This is a genomic window from Carboxylicivirga fragile, assembly GCF_050589805.1.
Taxonomy (GTDB): Bacteria; Bacteroidota; Bacteroidia; order Bacteroidales; family Marinilabiliaceae; genus Carboxylicivirga; species Carboxylicivirga fragile.
On the sequence record NZ_JBNGOY010000052.1, the window covers coordinates 1 to 22555 of the forward strand.

Genomic DNA, 22555 nt, shown 5'->3' on the forward strand with positions numbered 1-22555 from the left:
TATCCTTTTTTACTACCCCTAAATCCCCTGAAGGGGACTTAAGCCTCCACTTTAGGGGAGGTTTGGAGGGGTAAAACGAAAGTAAAATAACAAACAGTAAGTTTGCTTGTTCACAAAAATACTTTTGAGACACCCTCTTTTATATATTCCAAATATCTAGCAAATACTAGATATGAATTACCTCATCATAAGCAGCGGCAGCAGCTTCCATAACAGCTTCCGACATGGTTGGGTGTGGATGAACAGCTTTAATTAACTCATGACCTGTTGTCTCAAGTTTACGTGCTGTAACCAACTCCGCAATCATTTCAGTTACATTGGCACCAATCATATGTGCACCTAGTAATTCGCCGTATTTAGCATCAAAAATAAGTTTTACAAAACCTTCTTTGTGACCAGCTGCACTCGCTTTACCCGATGCAGAGAAAGGGAATTTTCCAACTTTTAATTCATGGCCGGCTTCCTTAGCAGCTTTTTCTGTCATACCAACAGATGCAACTTCAGGAACGGTATATGTACATCCAGGTATGTTATTATAGTTAAGCGCTTCCGGATTATGTCCTGCAATTTTCTCAACACAAATAATACCTTCAGCAGATGCAACATGCGCCAATGCTTGACCAGGAACGATATCGCCAATTGCATACACACCTTCAACTGAAGTTTTGTAATACTCATCAACCTTCACACGACCATTCTCAACTTTAACACCCACTTCCTCAAGACCAAGATTCTCAAGATTAGGCGTAATACCTACTGCAGATAAAACAACATCTGCTTCAAACTCTTGCTCACCTTTTTTAGTTTTGATAACAGCCTTTACTTTGTCACCAGTAGTATCCACCTTAGTAACTTCGGCACCAGTCATAACTTTAATGCCCGATTTCTTGAACGAACGTCCTAATTGCTTCGATACTTCTTCATCCTCAACCGGAACGATATTTGGCAAATACTCTACTAAAGTAACATCAACACCGATGGCGTTATAGAAATAAGCAAATTCACTTCCAATGGCACCTGAACCAACTACAATCATCGACTCCGGCTTTTTATCCAAAGTCAATGCTTTACGATATCCTATCACCTTTTCACCATCCTGTGGCAAGTTAGGCAATTGACGGCTACGAGCACCTGTGGCCAATAATATATGATCAGCCTGATACTCCTGCTTCTCATTACTTTCAGTGGTCACTTCAACTTTTTTATTACCTAAAAGTTTACCCGTACCCTTTATGACTTCAATTTTATTTTTCTTAAATAAATATTGAATACCGCTACTCATTCCATCGGCTACACCACGACTGCGCTTAACCATAGCTTCGAAATCAGCACTTGCTTCACCTTCGATTTTAACACCGTAGTCGGCAGCATGCTTCAAGTATTCAAATACACTCGCACTTTTCAGTAACGACTTTGTAGGTATACAGCCCCAATTAAGACAAATACCGCCTAACTCTGAACGTTCTACAACAGCAACTTTCAAGCCTAGTTGCGAAGCTCGTATGGCAGCCACATAACCACCTGGGCCAGTACCGATAACAATTACATCATAATTCATATTGCTATATTTTTTCTTTATTTAGACAAAGTTTAAATAACAAAAGTAAGAAAAAAATTATGTCCTTAAAATCAGACATCTAATTGATAACAAATTTAGACGGCAGAGGTTTGCAATAAAACGATAATTGTCAACTTATTTACAAAAAAAGGAGACCGCATGGCCTCCTTTTAATTCTATATTTCCAAAATTAAGTTCGTGTAATTTCTAGTTCAATAATTCTGCCACCTTGTTATGTAGCTCATCACCACGAAGATTTTTAGCAATAATTACACCTTCAGCATCAATTAATACGGTGTGAGGAATTCCTGAAACAGCATATAATTTAGCTGCATCATTACCCCATCCTTTAAGATCTGAAACATGATTCCAAGTCAATTGATCATCTTCAATGGCCTTCAACCAGGCATCTTTCTTTTGATCCAATGATACACCTAGAATATCAAAACCTTTGTCTTTAAACTCAGCATAAAGTTTAACTACATTAGGATTCTCGCGACGACATGGTCCGCACCAGCTAGCCCAAAAATCAACCAATATTAATTTACCCTTAAAAGAAGATAAACTTACAGGATTACCATCTGCATCATTCATTGTGAAATCAGGGGCAGGCTGTCCTATAGCCACCTTTTCTAATTTAGCAACGCGTTCCGAGATAACTTGATAATAAGGCGAAGTAGATAGTGATGCATCTAATTTTGCAACACCTTCTTTAATTTCTTCGAGTGGCTTATGACGGTATACATTACTTACGATAAATGCCGAAATTGGTGAAGTTGGATTCTCATCAACAAACTTGATTTGAGCATCTTCCAACTGCTTTTGACCAGCTTCAAATTCTTTTACTATTTCGCTTTGTCTAGCTGTATCTCCAGCTTGGCTTGCAGCGCCATAGGCAACACGAAGCTCTTCTCCTTTATTATTAATTTCTTTCTGAAGATCGTCAAGTGTTTTATTTGCATTAAATAATTCACCTCCAGTTACCACTGCATCAGCAAGCGCATTAATGTCTCCATCGATAGTATAAGCAACATTCTCTCCAAAAAATGTTAATCCACCACGTGCTCCTTCTAATTGAATTACAATCAGCATCGGTTGATCCAAAGTCGTCTGAAAATCAACAACACCGTCTACCAAAGTTAAAGTATCAATAGCTGACAAACCGTCCTTATCGACAACATTAACAATAAGTGCCTTATCGGCTTCGCCAGTAAGTTTACCTTTTAGGGTAAAACCAGCAGGCTGCATTTGACATGCCGTTAAAAGAACAACTGCCATTAGGGTTCCAAAAAATTGTTTTTTCATGATGTAGTTTTTTAAGTATGAGTTATAAATACCTAGAGGGTATTTTCCTAGAATTCTATTTTAAGAGCTCAGCAAGTTTTTTCTCCAAAGCATCACCTCGCAAGTTTTTGGCGATAATAACACCTTCTTTATCTAATAAAAAGGTTGTTGGAATACTTTGAATAGCATATTTGGCTGGCACATTAGTTGCTTCATCAGAAATAACATTAGTCCAAACCAAACCATCTTCCTTAACCGCTTTTTGCCAAGCTACTTTATCCTGATCTACCGAAACACTAAGTACCTCAAAACCTTTTGCATTGTAAGCATTGTATGCTTTAACAACATTAGGATTCTCTTGACGGCAAGGACCACACCAGCTAGCCCAGAAGTCTACCAAAACATATTTACCTCTAAAACTACTTAAAGTTACTTTTGTGCTATCTGCTGTTAAAAGTGTAAAATCCGGTGCAACAGCACCTTCTTTAACTGCCTCAACAGCTTTCTCGAAAGTCTCTAAAGGCTCAAGAGCGGCACGCATTTCTTGTACATAAACATGATCTTTCATATTTACTTCCAACTTCTCTACCAAAGCTTTTAAAGCTTCTAAATCTAAAGTTTGTGCAAGTCCTAAACTTAATAAGGCACCTAATTCATTATCTGTATTGGCTTCTGCAAATTGCTTGTAGTAAGCTTTTTGATCTTCCATTATGGCATTCATCTCCTCACCTAACTGTTGCATGGCATCCTTATTCTGTGTCATTTGAGCCTGCATATACTCTTGCTGAATTTGTGTCTGACGTTCCTTACCAGGGCGCTCGTTTTCAAATTGCTTGAATAGCTCAGTTAAATTAGAACCTGTTACCTCAATATTATCCATATCAGTCATATTACCATTAATGGTAATGGTCGTATTTTCAACAAAAAACTGAACAGGTCGTTGTTGTCCTTCAATAAAAAGTAAATACAACTCGGGCGCATCAACCATTCCCGAAAATGCAAATTGACCGTTGACAATGTCAACCGTATCAACAGCTACAGGTTGTCCTTTACGAATGCTATTTAAAATTGCCTGACCTGTTGCACCTTCAAGTGTTCCAGTAATTTGATATCCTTTTGGCTGGCACGCCACCAACATAGCAACGCTTACGATTGCCAACATTAACTTCTTCATTATTTTACTTTTTTTAGCCATTAAAATGGCATCTAATTATTTAATATTTTTAAAATATGTTTCCAGTAAATCTTTAGCAGCAACGAATGAGCTTTTCTCATCATTCAACACCAACTCTTCATTCTCCGCCAGGCTCTGCTTAATATCATCACGCTGATAAAAATGATCTTTTAACTGCTCATTTATACTTTCGTACATCCAATATTTAGCTTGTGAACGCCTATTGTTATTCCAATAGTTATTCTGCTTTGTCAAGGATACGTATTTATTTAACATCTCCCAAATCTCGGCAATTCCCTCATGATAAAGAGCAGAGCATGTTTTTACTTCAGGCGTCCATTCCGATTTGGTTGGTGGAAATAAGTGCAATGCGCTTTTGTATTCGGTTTGAGCCAATGTAGCCTTTTGTAAATTTGAGCCATCCGCTTTATTTATAGCAATGGCATCGGCCATCTCCATTATACCACGTTTAATACCCTGAAGCTCATCTCCAGCACCAGCCAACATCAACAATAAAAAGAAATCGACCATTGAATGAACAGCTGTTTCGGATTGCCCAACTCCAACTGTTTCGATAAAAATAGTATCAAAACCAGCGGCTTCGCACAGAATAATGGTTTCGCGTGTTTTACGTGCTACACCTCCCAATGAACCAGCTGAGGGAGAAGGGCGAATATATGCATCCTGCTCACCAGACAACTTCTCCATTCGGGTTTTATCTCCGAGGATACTTCCCTTAGAACGCTCACTTGATGGATCAATTGCTAAAACAGCCAATTTTCCACCTTGCTCAATAATGTGCATGCCCAAGGATTCAATAAAGGTACTTTTACCAGCACCTGGAACACCCGTTATTCCTAAACGAATACTTTTACCCGAATGCGGTAAACACTTCTCAATTATTTGTTGCGCTATTTTTTGATGTTCAGGTTTAGCACTTTCAACCATAGTGACAGCCTGACTAAGTATAGTTACATTACCGCTAAGAACACCTTTAACAAAATCATCAACACTCAGCTGTGGCTTACGCTTTTTTAAGAAACGTTTGGCTGCGTCGGGATTAACCGAGGGAGCCGAGGCAACACCTTTATTAACTTTTAATCCCTTAAAGGCAGGATTATTTTCAACATGATCGTGGTCGTCAAATGTGGCCATTCTTAATCTTTCTGGACATAAAAAAGAGAGTTAACAAGTATCAACTCTCTTCTGTTTACTTTATAACTCTAATTCACTTTTACATTTCCTGTGATACGCAACATCAGTGTTGTGCTCTTGGGATCATTGGTAACAATTGTTACCGACTTATTTTGCCTACCTGTTTTATGCGCTGAATTAAATTCGGCAACAACTTCTGTTGTTTCTCCAGGTGCCAGTATAGTCTTTGTGGGTTTAATTGCAGTACAACCACACGAGGCTTTCACCTTACGAATAATTAATTCACTTTTCCCATTGTTCTTTACTTCAAAGGCATGTGTTACTTTATCACCCTGTTTAATTTCTCCAAAATCCCATACCTTCTTTTCTATTTCAGCCTTGGGAGCTTGTGCTAATTTTTCGGGAGTCCAGTCACTGAAATTTTCAGCAATGGATGCACTAAGCGTCAAACGATTTTTATATTCACGTACATCGTTAAAAATCAAAAACACATTATCGGTTACAAATCCCCAATCATTTTTAATTTTCGCATCGTAGGTTGCAGTAATTACACCCGCTTGATTTGGCTGTAATACCTCAGGTACGGCTTTTATAACAACGTGCTTTGGTACATTTAAAAAACTAATCTTTACAGGCTCCTCACTTGTACTAATCACCTTAATTTGCTCAACCTTCTTTTGCTGAGGCGTCATCTTGGTAAATGCCAGATGCGATGTTTCCAAACGAATAACATCCATGTTACGAGGATAAATATCTGCTACGGTCTTCACCTTTGGCAAAACTTTTCCAGTGATACGAAGAACAACAGTACCATTTTGAGCATTAGATGCCACCGTAACTGTTTTATTAAAATTACCCGGACGGTTACGTGGATCAAAAATTGCTTTTACTTCACCGGATCCTCCAGGAGGAATTGGGTGACGTGTCCACTCAGGAGATGTACAACCGCATGAAGCCTTCACATTATGAAGAACAACCGGTTGACCTCCGGTATTTTTAAACTTAAATGAATGTACTTTTTTTCCGCCATCCTCTTTCAATTCACCAAAATCATAAATGGTTTCCTCAAACACCAGGTTTGCTTTGGCATGTTGTGCCGAAGCGGATGATAATCCAATAATTAGGGATAAAAGGATAAGTGTTAAATGTTTCATAACTATCTTCTATTACTCTTTAATTTCAATTATTTTCTTTTAATAAAAACACTACGCAATGCTTTTGTACGCAGTGCAAAGCTAATTGTTCAAAAATAATACCGCTTTATTCTATAAATTGAATGATTAACATACAAAATTAAGAATATTTTTGCGCCAGCCTACAACAATTGTAAATCTCACCAACTATTCAGAACAGGCAGCCCCATTCACAATCAAACTTTTATCGTCATTTAATTCAAATTCAGGCTGAAGTGTACAATGCGTTATTTTAAATTCTTGTTTTAATTCGCTTTTTATAACACCCATTATTTTATTTGCTTCCGATATTTTCACATCCGCTTCATAATCAATATGCGCTTCCAGATGAATCTCCTCATCGTTTAATTGCCACACATGAATGTGATGGATATTCTTAATTCCTTCAAGAGTTTTGAAATGATTGGCCAATTCTTCAACATCAATTCCCGCTGGTGTAAATTGCATCAACACCTTTATTGTTTTAACCAACAAGCTCCAACTAGAGTAAATTAAATACAGGGCAATAATAATCGACAAAACAACATCAACCCATGCCACATGCCAATAATACATGACTATTCCACCTATCATAACGGCAAGTGAAGAAAGCATATCGGAAAACAGGTGTAAATAGGCCGACTTCATATTCATGTTATTGTCCGAATGTTTTTTGACCAACAAAACACTTATACCATTAGCAACAATACTAAAACCCGCGAGTAGGGCAACTAAAAAGCCATTTACTTCTGGTTGATGTATAGAAAAAAAACGATCAACGGATTCGATAATTAGATAACACGAAACCCCTAAAAGTGCAGCTGCATTAATGAAAGCCGCTAAAATTTCGGCCCGTTTATAACCATACGATTTACCACTACTATAATCTCGCAAAGAAAGCTTATTGGCAATATAACTTATGACCAAAGCCATAACATCAGAAAAATTGTGCAGGGCATCGCTTAGTAACGACAAACTATTGCTCAACAATGCCCCTATTGCCTGAACTACAGTAATCGCAATATTCAGAAGGATAGTTATTATTAAACTTCTACCCTTTAAATCATGATCATGATGATGCTCTCCCATTTTTATCCTTTAACAAGTAAACCATAAAAATATAAAATAGTTTATAAGAAATGCTCAACAAATCGACTACTAGTAATTGAGTTTATAACTGTTATCTTTGTTTTACATTAATCGAAGCAGAACAAGCATAGAATTAACCGTGATGGAAAAAAGAATTAAAGCGCTTACTCAACAATATTTACAGCAAGTAATTGATATTAGACAACATTTACACGCTCACCCTGAACTATCGTTTGAAGAAAACAACACTTCCTTATACATACAAGAACAACTTAAACAAATTGGTATTCCTTTTAAAACGGGCTATGTAAAAACAGGTATACTTGGTATAATTGAAGGACAAAACCCTACATCTAAAACCATTGCGCTGAGAGCCGATATGGACGCGCTACCAATTCAGGAAGCCACAAATCTTGAATTCACTTCGAGAAATGAAGGTGTGATGCATGCTTGTGGACATGATGCGCACACAGCTGCATTGCTTGGTGCCGCCATGATTTTAAATGAACTCAAAGCAGAATGGCAAGGTACTATCTTACTTATTTTTCAGCCAGCAGAAGAAGTATTTCCGGGTGGCGCTAAGTTAATGATGGAAGAGGGTATTTTTGATACCTACAAACCTGACATCATTCTAGGTCAGCATGTGCTCCCAAGTATGCAAACGGGTCATGTTGGCTTTAAAGGTGGCATGTACATGGCTTCGGGCGACGAAGTTTACCTGACGATTAAAGGCAAAGGTGGTCATGCCGCCATGCCACATGCACTAACCGACAATGTACTTATAGCCTCGCAAATACTCATATCGCTACAACAAATTGTGAGCCGCATTGTACCTGCCCAAATACCTACGGTTCTTTCTTTTGGTAAATTTATTGCCAATGGCGCTACTAATATTATTCCTGAAAAAGTGGAATTAGCTGGAACTTTACGCACCATGAACGAGGAATGGCGAGCAATCATTAAAACAAAAATTAAGGAAATCGCCACCCAAACAGCAGCTTCGATGGGAGCAGAATGTGAAGTTGACATTAAAGATGGTTATCCTGTGGTTCATAACAATGAAAACATCACCGCCCAAGCCATTGAATTTTCGAATGAATATTTGGGTAAGAGCAACACAGAAATAATGGATATCAGGATGACTGCCGAAGATTTTGGCTACTTCTCCCAGAAATATCCTTGCACTTTTTATCGTTTTGGAGTGGCACAAGATAAAGGAGAAACAGGCAGTTTACACACGCCACAGTTCAATTTAAACGAAAATTCTCTCGAAACGGCTACTGGAACAATGGCCTATATAGCCTTTCGATTTCTCTCGAAATAAGCCAATATCAAATCATAAGTAAGCCAAAGCGCTAACTATCAATGCAATTAACTATTTAAGACCTCGAGACCTTATTTATAACCTTTCAAAATAAACGACTTTCAACAAGTTTTCTTTCATTAATTAAAAAAAGCCAATAATTTTGCCGCTGTAATAATAACCATTAAAGAAAAAATAAAATGGCCTACGTAATTAATGACGACTGTATTGCATGCGGTACATGTCCTGACGAATGTCCAGTAGACGCTATCTCCGAAGGTGATATCTATAAAATTGACGCAGAAGCTTGTACTGATTGTGGTACTTGTGCTGATGTTTGTCCTACTGAAGCGATTCACCCAGCGTAAGTAAAGAAATATAAAAGCCCCGAAAGGGGCTTTTTTATTGATAGAATATTACTGAATCCATTCTTATATCGTGTGGCTCGGTTGGAACCTCTTCCACCATTTGAAAATCGAAAGCCAAAGCAATCTTCTTCGCATTGGGCAACCTATTCAATATTCGATCGTAATAGCCAGCACCTCTACCCATTCGATTATTTTCTGAATCAAAAGCCACCCCAGGAACAATAACTAAGTCAATTATTGATTCATCCAATAAGCGTTCACCTGATGGTTCAGGAATGCCATATTTAGGTCCGGGAATCAGTTTATCTTCTCCCTCAAACAAAACCATATCCAAATCTTCGCCGCGAATAACCGGCAGATAAATTGACTTCAATTGATATTGATCGGAAATAAAGGTCTGTGTCTCCACCTCATCGGCCATGGCCCAATAAAAAAGAATATTCTTTGCCTCTTGATAAATTGAATTTGACAATAACTGCTTACAAATACTGATCGATTGCCCTAACTTCTCTTCCTTAGATTTCAACTGTTTGATTGCTTTAATCGCCCTTCTTAATTCTTTCTTATCCTTCATTTACCTCACATTAAAATCTCCATAAACATCTGATCGCCTATCTTTCATAACATCATTACGAGGTGTAATATTTTTATTATCCGACTGCTTTAGATCCACCTCTACAGTTAAAAACTCGGTTTGATCAATACTTCCTTTTAACACGTATTCTCCGGTGGGATCAACCAATACAGATTGACCCGTAAAAGTTAAATCACGTTCCTTTCCAATTCGGTTAGCAGTTGCGATAAAACATTTATTAACCAGACTATACGATGGCATCACACTTTGACAATACGGTAATACCAAGTTGGAAGGATGAGCAATGAGTTGGGCTCCTTTTAAAACCAAAGCACGCCATGCTTCTGGAAACATCCAATCAAAACAAACCAACATCCCAATTCTTCCAATCGGTGTATCATAAACAGGTAAGCCCAAATTCCCGGGTTCAAAAAAATCTTTCTCATCCATAAAAAGATGCAATTTACGATATACTCCAACTAATCCTTCTGGCCCAATAAGAACGGATGAATTATACAATAAACTACCTTCTCGTTCACAAAAGCCAGTGACGATATGAGCATTTTTATGAACAGCTAATTGCATCAACTCCTTTAGAAAATAACTGGATTGCACTTTTTCTGCAGCCAGTATCACTTCATCTCGATTATTAAAACGATAACCAGAATTTGCCAACTCGGGCAACACATACAAATCACATCTTTTATTCGATGTAACCAGCTCACGAACCTGACTAACGTTAGCCTTTACATCACCCAAAACAGGTGCAAACTGAAGTATTCCTACTTTTACCATCGTCACTAATTCTTATGGTCTGTAACGCGATTCTCGGAAAATAAGATGCCCATCACTTTCGTGCATTAAATCTAATATACTGAGCTCAGGATGCTGCTTCATATAAGCAGCTACAATTTGATAACCTAAATATACAGCCGCTCTTCCAGGAGAATCCTGTCCGAAATAATAGGTAAAGGGGCTATCTCCCGTGTACTTTTGTATAACCATGCGGTCATTATTATACACGTGCTTGCGCTCCACCATGGTAGCCCAAATGAAAGCCTCATTTTTTTCACACCATTCCAACTCCTGCTCCGATAAATCAAATAAATATTTTTTATTCAGATACGGATTCGTTAAACCAGTAAAATATAACTCCTTACCTTTTTGAATCATATTACTCAATACATCTTCATTTTTCATTCCCCCTGGAAAGTTGGTCATAGCCATTGCTTTCATTACATCAGGTACAATTTTTTGACGCACCATTCGCTTACGCAAATATGCCGGAATAGCTAACCATTCGTAAAACTCACAATCTTCACCAAGGTATTTTTCAACACTTATCGAAATCCATGCCGAATCGACTGCAATGGATTGATTAAAACCTGAAATATGAAAATACACTTCTGGTATCGTTGTCTTAGGGAAATAATATTTATAATATCGAAATGCTTGTGCCATGTCGCTCATAATATCGTCCACCTGAGCAAATTCTTCTTTGCTCTTTGCAAACACATCCTGATTGGCTTCATATTCAATAAAGCTTTGCAAATGTTGCGGGTAAGATGGATCTTCAACACTTCCAATTTGAATCATGCGTTGGCTATAAGCTTCTAAATACAAGCCATACTTTTCTTTTAAGCTTTCAACACGAGCACCAATCTCTTTAGAATTACTATCAAACACATCCATAAAAAACAAATGTGAATGTACCGTCACATCAACCTTACTTACATCAGGTGCCGAAACCCTATTACAGGAACCAATTAAGCTTATTGATAAAAGCAAAACCAAACCTTGAAAAACGAAATTCTTCCTCATTGAAATCTTCTTTATTTAATCGTAAAAATACAAAAGCTCAGAAAATTTGCGCTTCGATTAAAAAAAAAGTGGATGAAAAACTAGTTTTAAGTAAGTTTGTAGCGTTTTCAATCGATAAATTAACGTTAATGAAACAGATACTATTAATATTCATCGCTTTATTCATTTATGCTAACACCAATGCACAAAATGAAAAGCGCACTCGATTAGCTTTTGTTCTAAGTCCACAGCTATCGTGGCTCAATTCCGATAATAGTGAAGTAAGTTCGAACGGCAATCAGTTTGGCTTTAACTTTGGCATTGAGATGGATCGCTTTTTTGAACAGAACTATGCTTTTACAACTGGTATAACCATAAATTCAACAGGTGGCAAACTAAGTTATAACCTACCTCCAGCAGAAGGCGAAACAGGTTCTACCTTACAAAACACCACTTATAAACTAAAATATCTGGAAGTACCTTTTAGCCTTAAATTATTAACCAACGAATTTCATCGCTCGCGTTATTATGGACAGTTTGGTTTATTTGGGCAATTCAACATTAAAGCCGTCGATCAAGATGACAATTCACTTAGCAGTGAAGTTAACTTCTTTGATATGGGCTACCATCTGGGAGGTGGTATGGAGTACTCACTTGGTGGAGATACTCACTTAAAAATTGGTATTCTTTATAACAATGGATTTCTTGATGTAACAGATCATGCCATTAAAGATAAAACACACCTTAATCGTTTCGTATTTCAATTTGGTGTGATTTTTTAAGCGTAAGCAATAAAATTATTACTGGACGTTGTTTAATTCTTTCATGGGTTAACTGCATCTAAAAAGAAAAATATAAGATGAAAATTGTTCTGGCTCAGTTAAATTATCACATCCGAAATTTTGAATCGAATGCTGATAAAATAATTAGTAGCATTGAAAAGGCGAAGAAAGAGGGTGCTGACTTAGTTGTTTTTTCGGAATTAGCCATATGTGGTTATCCTCCATATGATTTTCTTGAACGAAAAGAATTTATCGAGAGCTGCCTAACTGCTATTGACAGAATTGCAGAGAAATGTATTGGCATTGCAGCCATTGTTGGCGGCCCGGAAATAAATCCTGCCGAACAAGGCAAAAACTTGTACAATGCCGCCTATTTTCTGAATGATGGTGCCATTCAACAAATCGTGCGTAAAACCCTGTTACCAAACTACGATGTATTTGATGAGTACCGCTATTTTGAGCCGAACAAGCAGTTTGAAGTAATAGAATTGAAGGGCAAGAAAATAGCACTTACCATATGTGAAGATATTTGGGACGATCAACCAGTGGCTAACGCATTTGCCCGCGATAAACTTTATACACTTTCGCCGATGAAAGAGTTAATGAAGCAAAAACCAGATTTTGCTATTAACATTGCTGCTTCTCCTTTTTCGTACACTCAAGTTGATATTCGCCAGGACATAGTTCGTAATAAAGCCAAACAATTTGAACTTCCATTTATATACGTAAATCAGGTAGGTGCTAATACCGAATTAATTTTTGATGGTCATTCGATGGTCGTAAATAAGAAAGGTGAAATCACGCATCAAGGTGCACTTTTTTCAGAAGACTATATCAGCTTTGATATGGACGAAACGAATCATAAAGCAATAACTCAAGATAAACAATCGTCCATTGCACTCATTAATGACGCCTTGGTGTGCGGCATACATGATTACTTTGGTAAAATGGGTTTTAAAAAAGCAACACTTGGTTTATCAGGAGGTATCGATTCAGCAGTAACAGTTGCTTTGGCCGTTGAGGCATTGGGTAAGGAAAATGTACGTGTTTTATTATTACCATCGCAATATTCGTCAGACCATTCGATCAACGATGCTGTTGATTTGGCAAATAACCTGGGAATAGAATATAACATTGTTCCCATTAAGGAATTATTCAACGGCTATAATCTGCTGATGAGTCCAATTTTTGCCGGTAAAGAAGAAGATGTTACAGAAGAAAATATTCAGGCACGAATTCGCGGAACATTGTTAATGGCACTGTCCAATAAATTCGGACATATTGTATTGAATACATCCAACAAAAGTGAAGCAGCCGTAGGTTATGGTACCTTATACGGCGATATGAACGGTGGCCTTTCCGTTTTAGGTGATGTTTACAAAACCGACGTATTTCGATTGGCTCGTTACATTAATCGCGATTCGGAAGTGATACCTGAAAACACGATTACCAAACCACCATCGGCCGAGTTAAGGCCTGATCAAAAAGATTCTGACTCTTTGCCCGACTATGATATTTTGGACGACATCCTGTTTCGATACATCGAAAAACATGAATCGCCAAACGACATTATAAATGCAGGTTTCGACGAAGCAATCGTGAATAAAGCCATACGCTTGGTAAACATGAATGAATACAAACGATTTCAAACGGCTCCTACTTTACGGGTATCGAGCAAAGCTTTTGGAATGGGCCGAAGAATGCCACTAGTTGCAAAATATTAACTAAACCATGGATTGAGCAGTTTTTATAAGGCTAGAAACAAGATATCCCATCTTTTTTTCATAGCTTTGTATGTTATAAAACACTGTTCTATAACACATCTGAGATGCCAAACAAAATAAAGCAAACTGATATTGAACCATCGATAAAGGATATCACTAAGCTGTATAGCATTCTTAATGAGGAAGAAAAGCAACTCTTGCTTGACAACCACTCGACTCATGTTTATAAGAAAAATGATATTATTTATCATGAAGGTGAGAAACCAACAGGCTTATTGTGTTTAGGGACAGGCAAAATCAAGATTTTTAAAGAAGGTGTAGGTAAACGTGAACAAATAGTAAGAATGGTTACTGCGCCTGACTTTATCGGTTACCGTGCCTTGTTTGCTGAAGACTTGCACATTGCATCTTCTGAAGTTATTGAACCTTGCACCATTTATCACGTACCAAAAAATATCATTTATAAGCTGATGAAGAACAACTCAGCTTTATCAATGACCTTTATTCGATCGTTTGCTACAGAGCTTGGTTTTGCGCGATACAGAACAGTTACGCTTACTCAGAAACACATTAGAGGTAGATTAGCAGAAAGCCTGTGTGTGTTGAAAGATATTTATGGCTACGAAGAAGATGACTGCACCTTAAGTGTTTATTTATCACGTGAAGATTTAGCCAACTTTTCGAATATGACAACGTCAAATGCGATTCGAACACTCAGTACTTTTGTAAATGAGAAAGTATTGGCTGTAAACGGCCGTATCATTAAAATATTAGACGCTGAACGCTTAGAGAGAATTTCGAAACTAGGTTAAGATTGTGCACTTTTTAATTGCCTATCCACATTCCATGCGTGGTATTGAATCAGAATATATCTAATATCTTTAAACGTTATTTTGGGCTCTAAGGTGTCGATAAAGGCTTGCTCAATACCATAGATCACCAATAAGTTTTCAATTTGCTTTTCATCACGCGATTCCATCACCTCCGATAAACCCAATTGCGAATTATACAAATAATACTCACGGTACATATATGAATTCGACATACCATACCAGTCTTTGACTGCTGAGTTAACATACTGCCTGCGCAAATCAACATAGAGCGAAACCGTTTCATTTGACAAGAGCTGTAGGAATCGCGCCTCCTCTCTTTCGCACCTCACCATGCTTTTACGCTCAATTATTCGGCTATGAAATACATATTTCCTACTCTTATGCTCAAAGGCAAAACCTTTAAGCTGTTTAGGTTTATACGTTTTGAATCGTAAAGAAACATTGCTTTTAAAAGAAACTTCGAAGTGCAGTGATTCAAAGTCAAGGCCGAGTATATTGGCATGGCCCGTCATCCGATTAAATAGATAAACTCGAACCTCACCACGAATCGTATCCTCACTATGTGTTACGATGTATCCTTTAAGATTTTTAGCTGAAGCTACAGGTGAGAAAGAGCACAGAATCACCAGCAATAGCGACATTAATTTTAATTTAATCATAGTGAAAACGACAGGCATAAATTAGTATTTCTGTTTCCGATACTTGATACACCAATCTATGTTCATGGTCAATTCTGCGTGACCAATATCCTGCAAGGTCATATTTTAATTGCTCAGGTCTTCCTGAACCTTCAAAAGGAGTCCTTTGAATTTCTTTAAAAAATGCATTAATTTTTTTGAGAATCTTTTTGTCAATTTTTTGCCAGTATAAATAATCCTCCCATGCATTCTCTGTGAAAGTAAGAACCATATTAATCTTCTATTTTGGGATTAACAGTCTTACCTGTTTTCATTTGTTGAATTGAATCATATAGCCTGTCAGCATTTTTCTTTGAACTCAGCAGATGTAAAGTCTCCATAATTGAATTGTATTCATCCAAAGAAATCATTACAGCACCTTTGCCACTCTTACGCTTGATAATTAGAGTCTCATTATCATCTTCAACGCTATCTAAATAACTTTTTAATTCTGTTCTAAATTCAGAAAAATTTGCAGCAATCATAGTGTATTTATTTTAAAGGTTCTTTTATAAGTACAAATATACGTACTTATATTGATTGATCAAGTTTCAATAGCTGCTAATTGTGTTTTATAAAGCCCAACTACTCCATATAATACACGCGCTTAACACGCCGACTAATGCTGGTGAGTACTTCATAAGGGATGGTATCAAGTGCTTGTGCCATATCGTTAATGGTATATAACTTACCAAAAATCTCAACCTCATCGCCTTCTTGTGCAGTAATGGCACTTATATCAACCATGCACATATCCATGCAAATGTTGCCGATAATTGGAGCTACTTGATTATTAATAATTACTTGCCCAATTCCATTACTTAATCTACGATTTAAACCATCGGCATATCCTACCGGAATAATGGCAATGGTGCTATCATCTATCAAAACACCTTTCCTGCTGTAACCAATTGTTTCGTCTGCTTTCACTCGCTTTATCTGCGACACATACGATTTTAAGGTCCCAACTTGCTGCAAATTATTACCCTCAGCCGAAACACCATACATACCAATACCTAAGCGCACCATGTCAAATTGCGCTTCAGGAAAACGCTCGATGCCTGCTGAATTAAGTATATGTTTCAAAAATGGGTAAGCCAACTGTTTCTCTAGCAAAGCGCAAACATCCTTAAATGTACTTATTTGTTGCTTTGTAAAATCATCGTGAACGGCCTCATCACTTCCAGCCAAATGGGAAAATGCAGAAGCGATCTTTAGTGTAGCATTAGCTTTTAATCGCTTGACTAATTCTTCCATTTCATCAGGCAAAAAGCCCAAACGATTCATACCTGTATCCAACTTTAAATGTATGGGCACTCCGTTCTGACCTTGGCGTTCAACTACATTTGCATAGGCTTCCAATATATTAAAACTATAGATCTCAGGCTCAAGGTCGTATTGTAACATGGAAGCAAAACTGCTTACCTCCGGGTTCATTACAATGATTGGCAAAGTAATACCAGCCTCACGCAATTCAATGCCTTCATCGGCAAAAGCCACACCCAGGTAATCTACCTTCTGATGCTGTAATAAGTTAGCTATCTCAAATGAGCCACTCCCATATGAAAAGGCCTTCACCATGGCCAACATCTTCACTTTAGGTTTTAACTTTGATTTAAAAAACTGAACGTTCTCAATTAATGCGTTCAAGTTGATTTCCAATACTGTTTTATGTCGTTTCTTTTCAATTAAGGTAGATATTCGCTCAAAAGAAAACTGTCGCGATCCTTTCAGAAGAATAGCTTCATTCTGGAAATCATTGGTATTCATTTGTCTCAGAAACTCTTCGGTACTTTTAAAAGCACCTCTTCCATGCATGGCTTTATAAAGTTCAGGACCGATACCAATAATCCGCTCCACCCCTTTTTCAAAAGCCAATTGAAATACTTTTTTATAAAGCACCTGCTCACTTAAGCCACTTTGAAAAATATCGGATAAAATCAAAGTTTTACTCAATCCTTGTTTTGTCCCCAACTGATTCAGGAAGTCCAAAGCTATATCCAAAGAAGTTATATCAGAATTGTAAGCATCGTCAATGAGCAAGCAATTATTAACGGCTTCCTTTTGCTCCAAACGCATTGCCACTGGCTCAAGTTGATTTACTTTCACCATCAATTCGTCCATTGAAATACCCACATACAAAGCCACTAACATTGATAACAAGGCATTATCAATTGATATTTGATCAGCGAATGGCAAATTAACAAGGTGCGATTTTTCCTCCCACTCTACACTTAGCTCAACGCCTTTATCGTTAAAAGATTGATCCAACAAACGCAAGCTAGCACCTTGATTTTTACCTACCGTAAGCTTTTCTTTCAGAGGATATAATTCATTGATTGAAGCACTCAAATCAACCTGATCAGAATTATACAAGATCACTTTTGAATCAGCAAAAAGTATCAATTTCTCATTTAGCTTTTGCTGAAGAGATGTGAAATTTTCCTGATGGGCCTGACCAATATTTGTAATAACGCCAATTTCGGGCTTTATGCACTTCTGGAGTTTCTGCATTTCGCCCGGCAATGAAATACCAGCTTCAATAATCGCAAGATCGCAGCCCTCATCAAGCATCAACAAGGACAAGGGCACCCCAAGCTGACTATTAAAGCTACGCGGCGAACGGCCAACCTTTTTACCACCAGAAAAAAGTTGCGCCACCCATTCTTTGACGATGGTCTTACCATTACTTCCTGTAATCCCAATTAAAGGAAAAGCAAAGGTTTTTCTGACTGCAGCAGCGATTCGTTGCAAGGCAAGCAAGGTATCCTCAACGATAATAAAACAAGCTCCATCATAATCTGCAACATCTAAATGTGCCCCTTGTTCGACCATGAAACACCGGATGCCTCTTTTGTAAAGGTCATCTATGTGAAAATGCCCATCATGAGCAGAAGTTCTTATGGCCAGAAAAAGCGTGGATTCACATTCTACAATTTTTCGACTATCAAACAATAAGCGCTCTACATGCAAACTAGCATTACCAACCAGTAAACCCTCTGCAAACGAAGTCAATTGCTCAACAGTCATTCTAATCATATCGCTTAATTAGCTTTTGTGAAACATGCTCTACATAATGGTTCGTATTCTTCTTTTTCGCCCAACAGCACTAATTTCTCGTTATCATTCAATCGGTGTGAAAAGTGGGCTAAATCACCACAGCGCATACAAATAGCATGCACCTTCGTCACATATTCTGCAGTGGCCATTAATGAAGGTATAGGTCCAAACGGTTTGCCTTTAAAATCCATATCCAAACCTGCCACAATTACACGTATACCTTGATTGGCCAGCTTTAAACAGACATCCGCCAAACCATTATCAAAAAATTGAGCTTCATCAATTCCAATCACATTAACATTACTACTCAATAATAGTATATTACCCGACGACTCAACTGGTGTTGAAGAAATAGCATTTGAATCATGCGAAACCACCTCTGTTTCGCTGTATCTAACATCAACCATGGGCTTGAATATCTCAACACTCTGTTTGGCAATTTTTGCCCGTTTCAATCGCCTTAGCAACTCTTCGGTTTTACCCGAGAACATTGAACCGGCTATTACTTCAATCCACCCTTTGGAATTTTCTCTATTTGCCTTATTTTCAAGAAACATTTAGCGTATTCAGTTTTTTAAATTGCAATCACTACCTTTGCAAAAGTAAGTAAAATGCTTAGGAATTCACTATGGAAAAAGAAGCTCTCATCGATATTATTTTAAATGATCTAAAAGAAGTTCATTCTTTAATTACCACTTTTAAAGGTAAAGAAGTCATTAATCAGGCATTTATCAACCTAAGTCACACCAAACTAAAAAATATCAGTGAAGAAATTAACTTATTAGAATCATTCGATATTTCTTCGAAAAATACAGAAACTCCATACGAATCATCATTAAGTTCGATAACTGCGCAAGAAAGCACTGAAGAAGACTCGAAAGACATTGCTGATTCAAGTATGAAATTTTTGAGTGGAGAAACGGCTGCTGAAGAAAACAAAGCTAAAATCGAACATAAGGAGGAGCCAAGCAAAAACGAGCTAATTAGCGAAACACCTGTAACGAAACCTCAAGATATAATTGAGGATAAAAAAACAGAAGTAAGCACTCCTCCAAAAAAAGCTGAAGTAAAAGATGTTCCACAGGAAAATAGCTCAATACTTGGTGAAAAAATAAAACAAGAAGCCACCTCTGTAAACGAGCGCATTGCTGATAAAAAAGATACATCTAGCATGGTTTCGCAATACGGCAAACCCGTAAGCGATGTACGTAAAGCCATTGGATTGAATGACCGTTTTTATTTTCAACGCGAACTCTTTGATGGTAATGCAGATGCCTTTAACAACATCTTAGATCAGGTAAATCAAATGGATTCCTATGAATTAGCACTCCAATTCATACAATCGAATTACAATTGGGACGACGATAATGAAGTTGCCGAGTCCTTTTACAAGAGTATTAAACGACGTTTTATTTAAAATATAAATGGGAAAATTATTTGTTATTCCTACGCCTATTGGCAATCTCGAAGACATAACGCTTCGAGCGATTCGAATACTAAAAGAAGTTGATTTCATACTAGCAGAAGATACCAGAACAACTGGCTTCTTGCTGAAACACCTTGAAGTATCCACACGAATGATGTCGCACCATAAGTTTAATGAACATGCCACAGTTGAAAAAGTGGTTCAGCGCTTGGAAGCAGGTGAAAATGCGGCACTCGTATCCGATGCAGGTACGCCAGCAATTTCTGACCCTGGATATTTGGTGGTGCGAAAATGTCTGGATTCTGAAATTGAGGTGGAATGTCTACCTGGAGCTACAGCATTTGTGCCAGCCCTTGTTAATTCAGGTTTACCCAATGAGCGTTTTTGTTTCGAAGGTTTCTTACCCCAAAAAAAGGGAAGAAAAACCAAACTGGAATCTTTAGTAACAGAAACACGGACCATGATTTTTTATGAATCGCCTTACCGACTTGTAAAAACTTTAACACAATTGGGCGAGCAACTGGGAGAAGATAGAAGAGCCTCTGTTTCAAGGGAAATATCGAAGCTTCACGAAGAAAATAAACAGGGAACACTTCAAGAACTCGCACAATATTTTGCTGCAAAAACCGTTAAAGGAGAAATTGTTATTGTAGTTGAAGGAAACCATAAGAAATAAGCAAACATGAGAAACGTATTATTCACTCTTTTTATAGCCGCCCTTTTAGCGTCGTGTTCATTAACTGATACAAGCGAAGTTGAACAACAAAAAGACTCACTACTACTGGCATCGGCTGAAAAAGATCGCCAAATGAATAGCTTGGTAACAGCCTTGATTGAAATTGACGATAATCTGCAACAGATAAAAGAGAAAGAGCAAATTATTAGCTTAAATGTCAGCTCCGGAGAAACAACAGGTAAAGCTCTTGAAGATCGTATCAATAGAGACATTCAATTAATCTATGAGTTGATGCTTCAAAATAAGGAGCAAATTAGCAAATTGGAAAAAAACCTGAAACAATCGGGCACCAACAATGCCAATTTAAACAAGTTAGTTAATCGCCTAAACAAGCAATTAAAGGATAAAACCCTTGAAATTATAAAGCTTAAAAAACAACTTGAAGATCAGAGCTTAGAAATTACTCAACTAAATTTCACGATTGAAGGCATGCAGAACGTAGTTGATTCATTACAGAACGTTCGTAATGCAACGCAACAGCAACTGGCCGAAGCTACCGAAAAGCTATACCGTGCCTATTATGCTTTTGGTACTAAAAAAGAATTGAAAGAGCAGAACCTTATTAGTAGCGATGGCCTATTTAAAAAGAAAATAATGGGTGAAGGTTTCTCCGAGGATTATTTTACTACAATTGACCTGAGAGAAATTGATTCAATTGCCTTATTCAGACCTAAAGCCAAAGTACTAACCAATCATCCTGGTTCTTCTTATAAACTAGAAGAAACGGAAGAAGGAAGTATGGTTTTACGTATTGAAGACAAGGAGGCCTTTTGGAGTTTATCTCGCCATTTGGTTGTGCAAGTTAATTAAGAGAATTCAAATAAGAATACGGATGACATCTTTCAATACTATATAGTATGAAAGATGTCATCCTTGTTTTATACAAACATTTTTTAACAAGCATATGTACGCTCCTATTGTCACAATAAATATCTTTACAAAAAATTAGATCACTATGCCCCGTAAGTACAAACATTTGTTTTTTGACCTTGACCATACCTTATGGGATTTTGAAGCTAATTCGGAAGAAACACTAATTGAGCTTTACGAAACTTTTAATCTGGATCAATATTTTGAAAGTTTCGAAGATTTTCATGAGCGCTACGAATCACATAATTTGTACTTATGGAGTCAATACCGAAAAGGCAAGGTCGACAAAAAAACGCTCAATTTTCAACGGTTTCACCTTCCATTTTGCGAAGTAGGCTTTGATGACAAAGCAATTGCTGAGCAATTTGCAAGTGAATATGTTAGAATCAGTCCAAGCAAAACCAAGTTATTTCCTAATGCCATTGATGTGCTTGAAAAACTGAAACCGCATTACGAAATGCATATCATCACCAATGGGTTCAGAGAGGTACAAGCAAAGAAACTTGAAAACAGCGGATTAAGACCCTACTTTTCTAATATCTACATTTCTGAATTAATAGGCGTTCAAAAGCCTCACCCCTACTTTTTCGACTATTCGATAAAAAGCTGCAATGCTCGTAAAAAAGAAAGCTTGGTGATAGGCGATAGTCTGGAAGCAGATATTCAAGGAGCCATTAAAGCAGGTATTGATCAGGTCTTTTTTAATACAAAAGGCCTAAGTCACGAAAAAAAGATTACCCACGAAATTGATAATTTATCAGAATTACTGGATATACTATTATAATTTATCCTTCAACTTTCAATTCAAGTTTTAATTGTTTACAGCCATTGTAATTCCAACAGTATTAGGCTAAATATCAGTTGGTGAATTAAATTATAAGTCTATATTTGTGACCAATGGTGGCAATTTGTAGTCCCAAAAACAAATTGTTACTATCACCAAATATTCAACAATTGTATTTTTAGAGCA

23 protein-coding genes are annotated in these 22555 nt (G+C 37.3%); 9 read left to right on the plus strand and 14 right to left on the minus strand.

Going from position 1 to position 22555, the window contains the following annotated elements; genetic code table 11:
• Nucleotides 1–166: 166 nt before the first annotated feature.
• From lpdA to ACRD7B_RS18850, 6 genes are all read right to left on the minus strand, one after another.
• Complete coding sequence (gene lpdA / locus ACRD7B_RS18825) at nt 167–1558, minus strand: dihydrolipoyl dehydrogenase (protein WP_430826183.1); 1392 nt, start codon at nt 1556–1558, stop codon at nt 167–169.
• Between the two features lie 207 nt (nt 1559–1765).
• Nucleotides 1766–2863, minus strand: coding sequence for a redoxin domain-containing protein (locus tag ACRD7B_RS18830; RefSeq protein WP_430826184.1), 1098 nt, complete (start codon nt 2861–2863; stop codon nt 1766–1768).
• A 55-nt stretch (nt 2864–2918) separates the two neighbouring features.
• On the minus strand, nt 2919–4016 hold the full coding sequence (locus tag ACRD7B_RS18835; protein ID WP_430826185.1) for a redoxin domain-containing protein: 1098 nt from the start codon (nt 4014–4016) through the stop codon (nt 2919–2921).
• Between the two features lie 36 nt (nt 4017–4052).
• Nucleotides 4053–5171 carry a methylmalonyl Co-A mutase-associated GTPase MeaB gene (meaB, locus tag ACRD7B_RS18840; RefSeq protein WP_430826186.1) on the minus strand — a complete coding sequence of 373 codons (1119 nt, stop codon included), beginning with the start codon at nt 5169–5171 and terminating at the stop codon, nt 4053–4055.
• 68 nt (nt 5172–5239) lie between these two features.
• A complete protein-coding gene (locus tag ACRD7B_RS18845) occupies nt 5240–6325 on the minus strand; it encodes a DUF1573 domain-containing protein (RefSeq protein ID WP_430826187.1) in 1086 nt (361 codons plus the stop codon).
• Nucleotides 6326–6511: 186 nt separating this feature from the next.
• On the minus strand, nt 6512–7432 hold the full coding sequence (locus tag ACRD7B_RS18850; RefSeq protein WP_430826188.1) for a cation diffusion facilitator family transporter: 921 nt from the start codon (nt 7430–7432) through the stop codon (nt 6512–6514).
• A 142-nt stretch (nt 7433–7574) separates the two neighbouring features.
• On the opposite strand from ACRD7B_RS18850, the gene ACRD7B_RS18855 reads away from it, so the two are divergent.
• Nucleotides 7575–8756: a M20 metallopeptidase family protein gene (locus ACRD7B_RS18855; RefSeq protein ID WP_430826190.1), complete on the plus strand. Its 1182-nt coding sequence runs from the start codon at nt 7575–7577 to the stop codon at nt 8754–8756.
• A 179-nt stretch (nt 8757–8935) separates the two neighbouring features.
• The gene (fdxA, locus tag ACRD7B_RS18860) at nt 8936–9103 is read left to right on the plus strand and encodes a 4Fe-4S ferredoxin (protein ID WP_430826191.1); all 168 of its coding nucleotides are present in this window, start codon (nt 8936–8938) and stop codon (nt 9101–9103) included.
• A 34-nt stretch (nt 9104–9137) separates the two neighbouring features.
• Here fdxA and ACRD7B_RS18865 read toward each other — a convergent pair whose 3' ends face one another.
• From ACRD7B_RS18865 to gldB, 3 genes are read right to left on the minus strand one after another with little or no spacing between them, the layout of a single operon-like run.
• Entirely contained in the window at nt 9138–9677 is a 540-nt protein-coding gene (locus ACRD7B_RS18865) for a 5-formyltetrahydrofolate cyclo-ligase (RefSeq protein ID WP_430826192.1), read from the minus strand.
• Nucleotides 9678–10472, minus strand: coding sequence for a nitrilase-related carbon-nitrogen hydrolase (locus ACRD7B_RS18870; protein WP_430826193.1), 795 nt, complete (start codon nt 10470–10472; stop codon nt 9678–9680).
• A 12-nt stretch (nt 10473–10484) separates the two neighbouring features.
• Nucleotides 10485–11498 carry a gliding motility lipoprotein GldB gene (gldB, locus tag ACRD7B_RS18875; RefSeq protein WP_430826194.1) on the minus strand — a complete coding sequence of 338 codons (1014 nt, stop codon included), beginning with the start codon at nt 11496–11498 and terminating at the stop codon, nt 10485–10487.
• 128 nt (nt 11499–11626) lie between these two features.
• On the opposite strand from gldB, the gene ACRD7B_RS18880 reads away from it, so the two are divergent.
• The 3 genes from ACRD7B_RS18880 (at nt 11627) to ACRD7B_RS18890 (ending at nt 14795) form a co-directional block, all read left to right on the plus strand.
• Nucleotides 11627–12259, plus strand: a complete 633-nt coding sequence (locus ACRD7B_RS18880) for a porin family protein (protein WP_430826195.1) — start codon at nt 11627–11629, stop codon at nt 12257–12259.
• 77 nt (nt 12260–12336) lie between these two features.
• Nucleotides 12337–13983, plus strand: coding sequence for an NAD+ synthase (locus ACRD7B_RS18885; RefSeq protein ID WP_430826196.1), 1647 nt, complete (start codon nt 12337–12339; stop codon nt 13981–13983).
• Nucleotides 13984–14087: 104 nt separating this feature from the next.
• Nucleotides 14088–14795, plus strand: a complete 708-nt coding sequence (locus tag ACRD7B_RS18890) for a Crp/Fnr family transcriptional regulator (RefSeq protein WP_430826197.1) — start codon at nt 14088–14090, stop codon at nt 14793–14795.
• Here the strand turns inward: ACRD7B_RS18890 and ACRD7B_RS18895 are convergent.
• From ACRD7B_RS18895 to ACRD7B_RS18915, 5 genes are all read right to left on the minus strand, one after another.
• A complete protein-coding gene (locus ACRD7B_RS18895; RefSeq protein WP_430826198.1) occupies nt 14792–15457 on the minus strand; it encodes a hypothetical protein in 666 nt (221 codons plus the stop codon). The two genes, ACRD7B_RS18890 and ACRD7B_RS18895, sit on opposite strands and share 4 nt — an antisense overlap.
• 10 nt (nt 15458–15467) lie before the next feature.
• Nucleotides 15468–15725 (minus strand): Txe/YoeB family addiction module toxin, encoded by a 258-nt coding sequence (locus ACRD7B_RS18900; RefSeq protein ID WP_430826199.1) that lies wholly within the window; start codon nt 15723–15725, stop codon nt 15468–15470.
• Nucleotide 15726: 1 nt separating this feature from the next.
• Entirely contained in the window at nt 15727–15978 is a 252-nt protein-coding gene (locus ACRD7B_RS18905) for a type II toxin-antitoxin system Phd/YefM family antitoxin (RefSeq protein WP_430826200.1), read from the minus strand.
• A 100-nt stretch (nt 15979–16078) separates the two neighbouring features.
• Nucleotides 16079–18532 carry a bifunctional UDP-N-acetylmuramoyl-tripeptide:D-alanyl-D-alanine ligase/alanine racemase gene (locus ACRD7B_RS18910; RefSeq protein ID WP_430826201.1) on the minus strand — a complete coding sequence of 818 codons (2454 nt, stop codon included), beginning with the start codon at nt 18530–18532 and terminating at the stop codon, nt 16079–16081.
• Nucleotides 18533–18537: 5 nt separating this feature from the next.
• Entirely contained in the window at nt 18538–19110 is a 573-nt protein-coding gene (locus ACRD7B_RS18915; RefSeq protein WP_430826202.1) for a thymidine kinase, read from the minus strand.
• Between the two features lie 71 nt (nt 19111–19181).
• On the opposite strand from ACRD7B_RS18915, the gene ACRD7B_RS18920 reads away from it, so the two are divergent.
• The 4 genes from ACRD7B_RS18920 to ACRD7B_RS18935 all read left to right on the plus strand — a co-directional run bounded on the left by ACRD7B_RS18920 (nt 19182) and on the right by ACRD7B_RS18935 (nt 22369).
• Nucleotides 19182–19970, plus strand: coding sequence for a DUF8457 domain-containing protein (locus tag ACRD7B_RS18920; RefSeq protein WP_430826203.1), 789 nt, complete (start codon nt 19182–19184; stop codon nt 19968–19970).
• 7 nt (nt 19971–19977) lie between these two features.
• Entirely contained in the window at nt 19978–20655 is a 678-nt protein-coding gene (rsmI, locus tag ACRD7B_RS18925; protein WP_430826204.1) for a 16S rRNA (cytidine(1402)-2'-O)-methyltransferase, read from the plus strand.
• A gap of 6 nt (nt 20656–20661) precedes the next feature.
• Entirely contained in the window at nt 20662–21525 is an 864-nt protein-coding gene (locus ACRD7B_RS18930) for a Cbp1 family collagen-binding glycoprotein adhesin (RefSeq protein ID WP_430826205.1), read from the plus strand.
• A 145-nt stretch (nt 21526–21670) separates the two neighbouring features.
• Nucleotides 21671–22369, plus strand: coding sequence for a YjjG family noncanonical pyrimidine nucleotidase (locus ACRD7B_RS18935; RefSeq protein WP_430826206.1), 699 nt, complete (start codon nt 21671–21673; stop codon nt 22367–22369).
• The last annotated feature ends 186 nt before the right edge of the window (nt 22370–22555 follow it).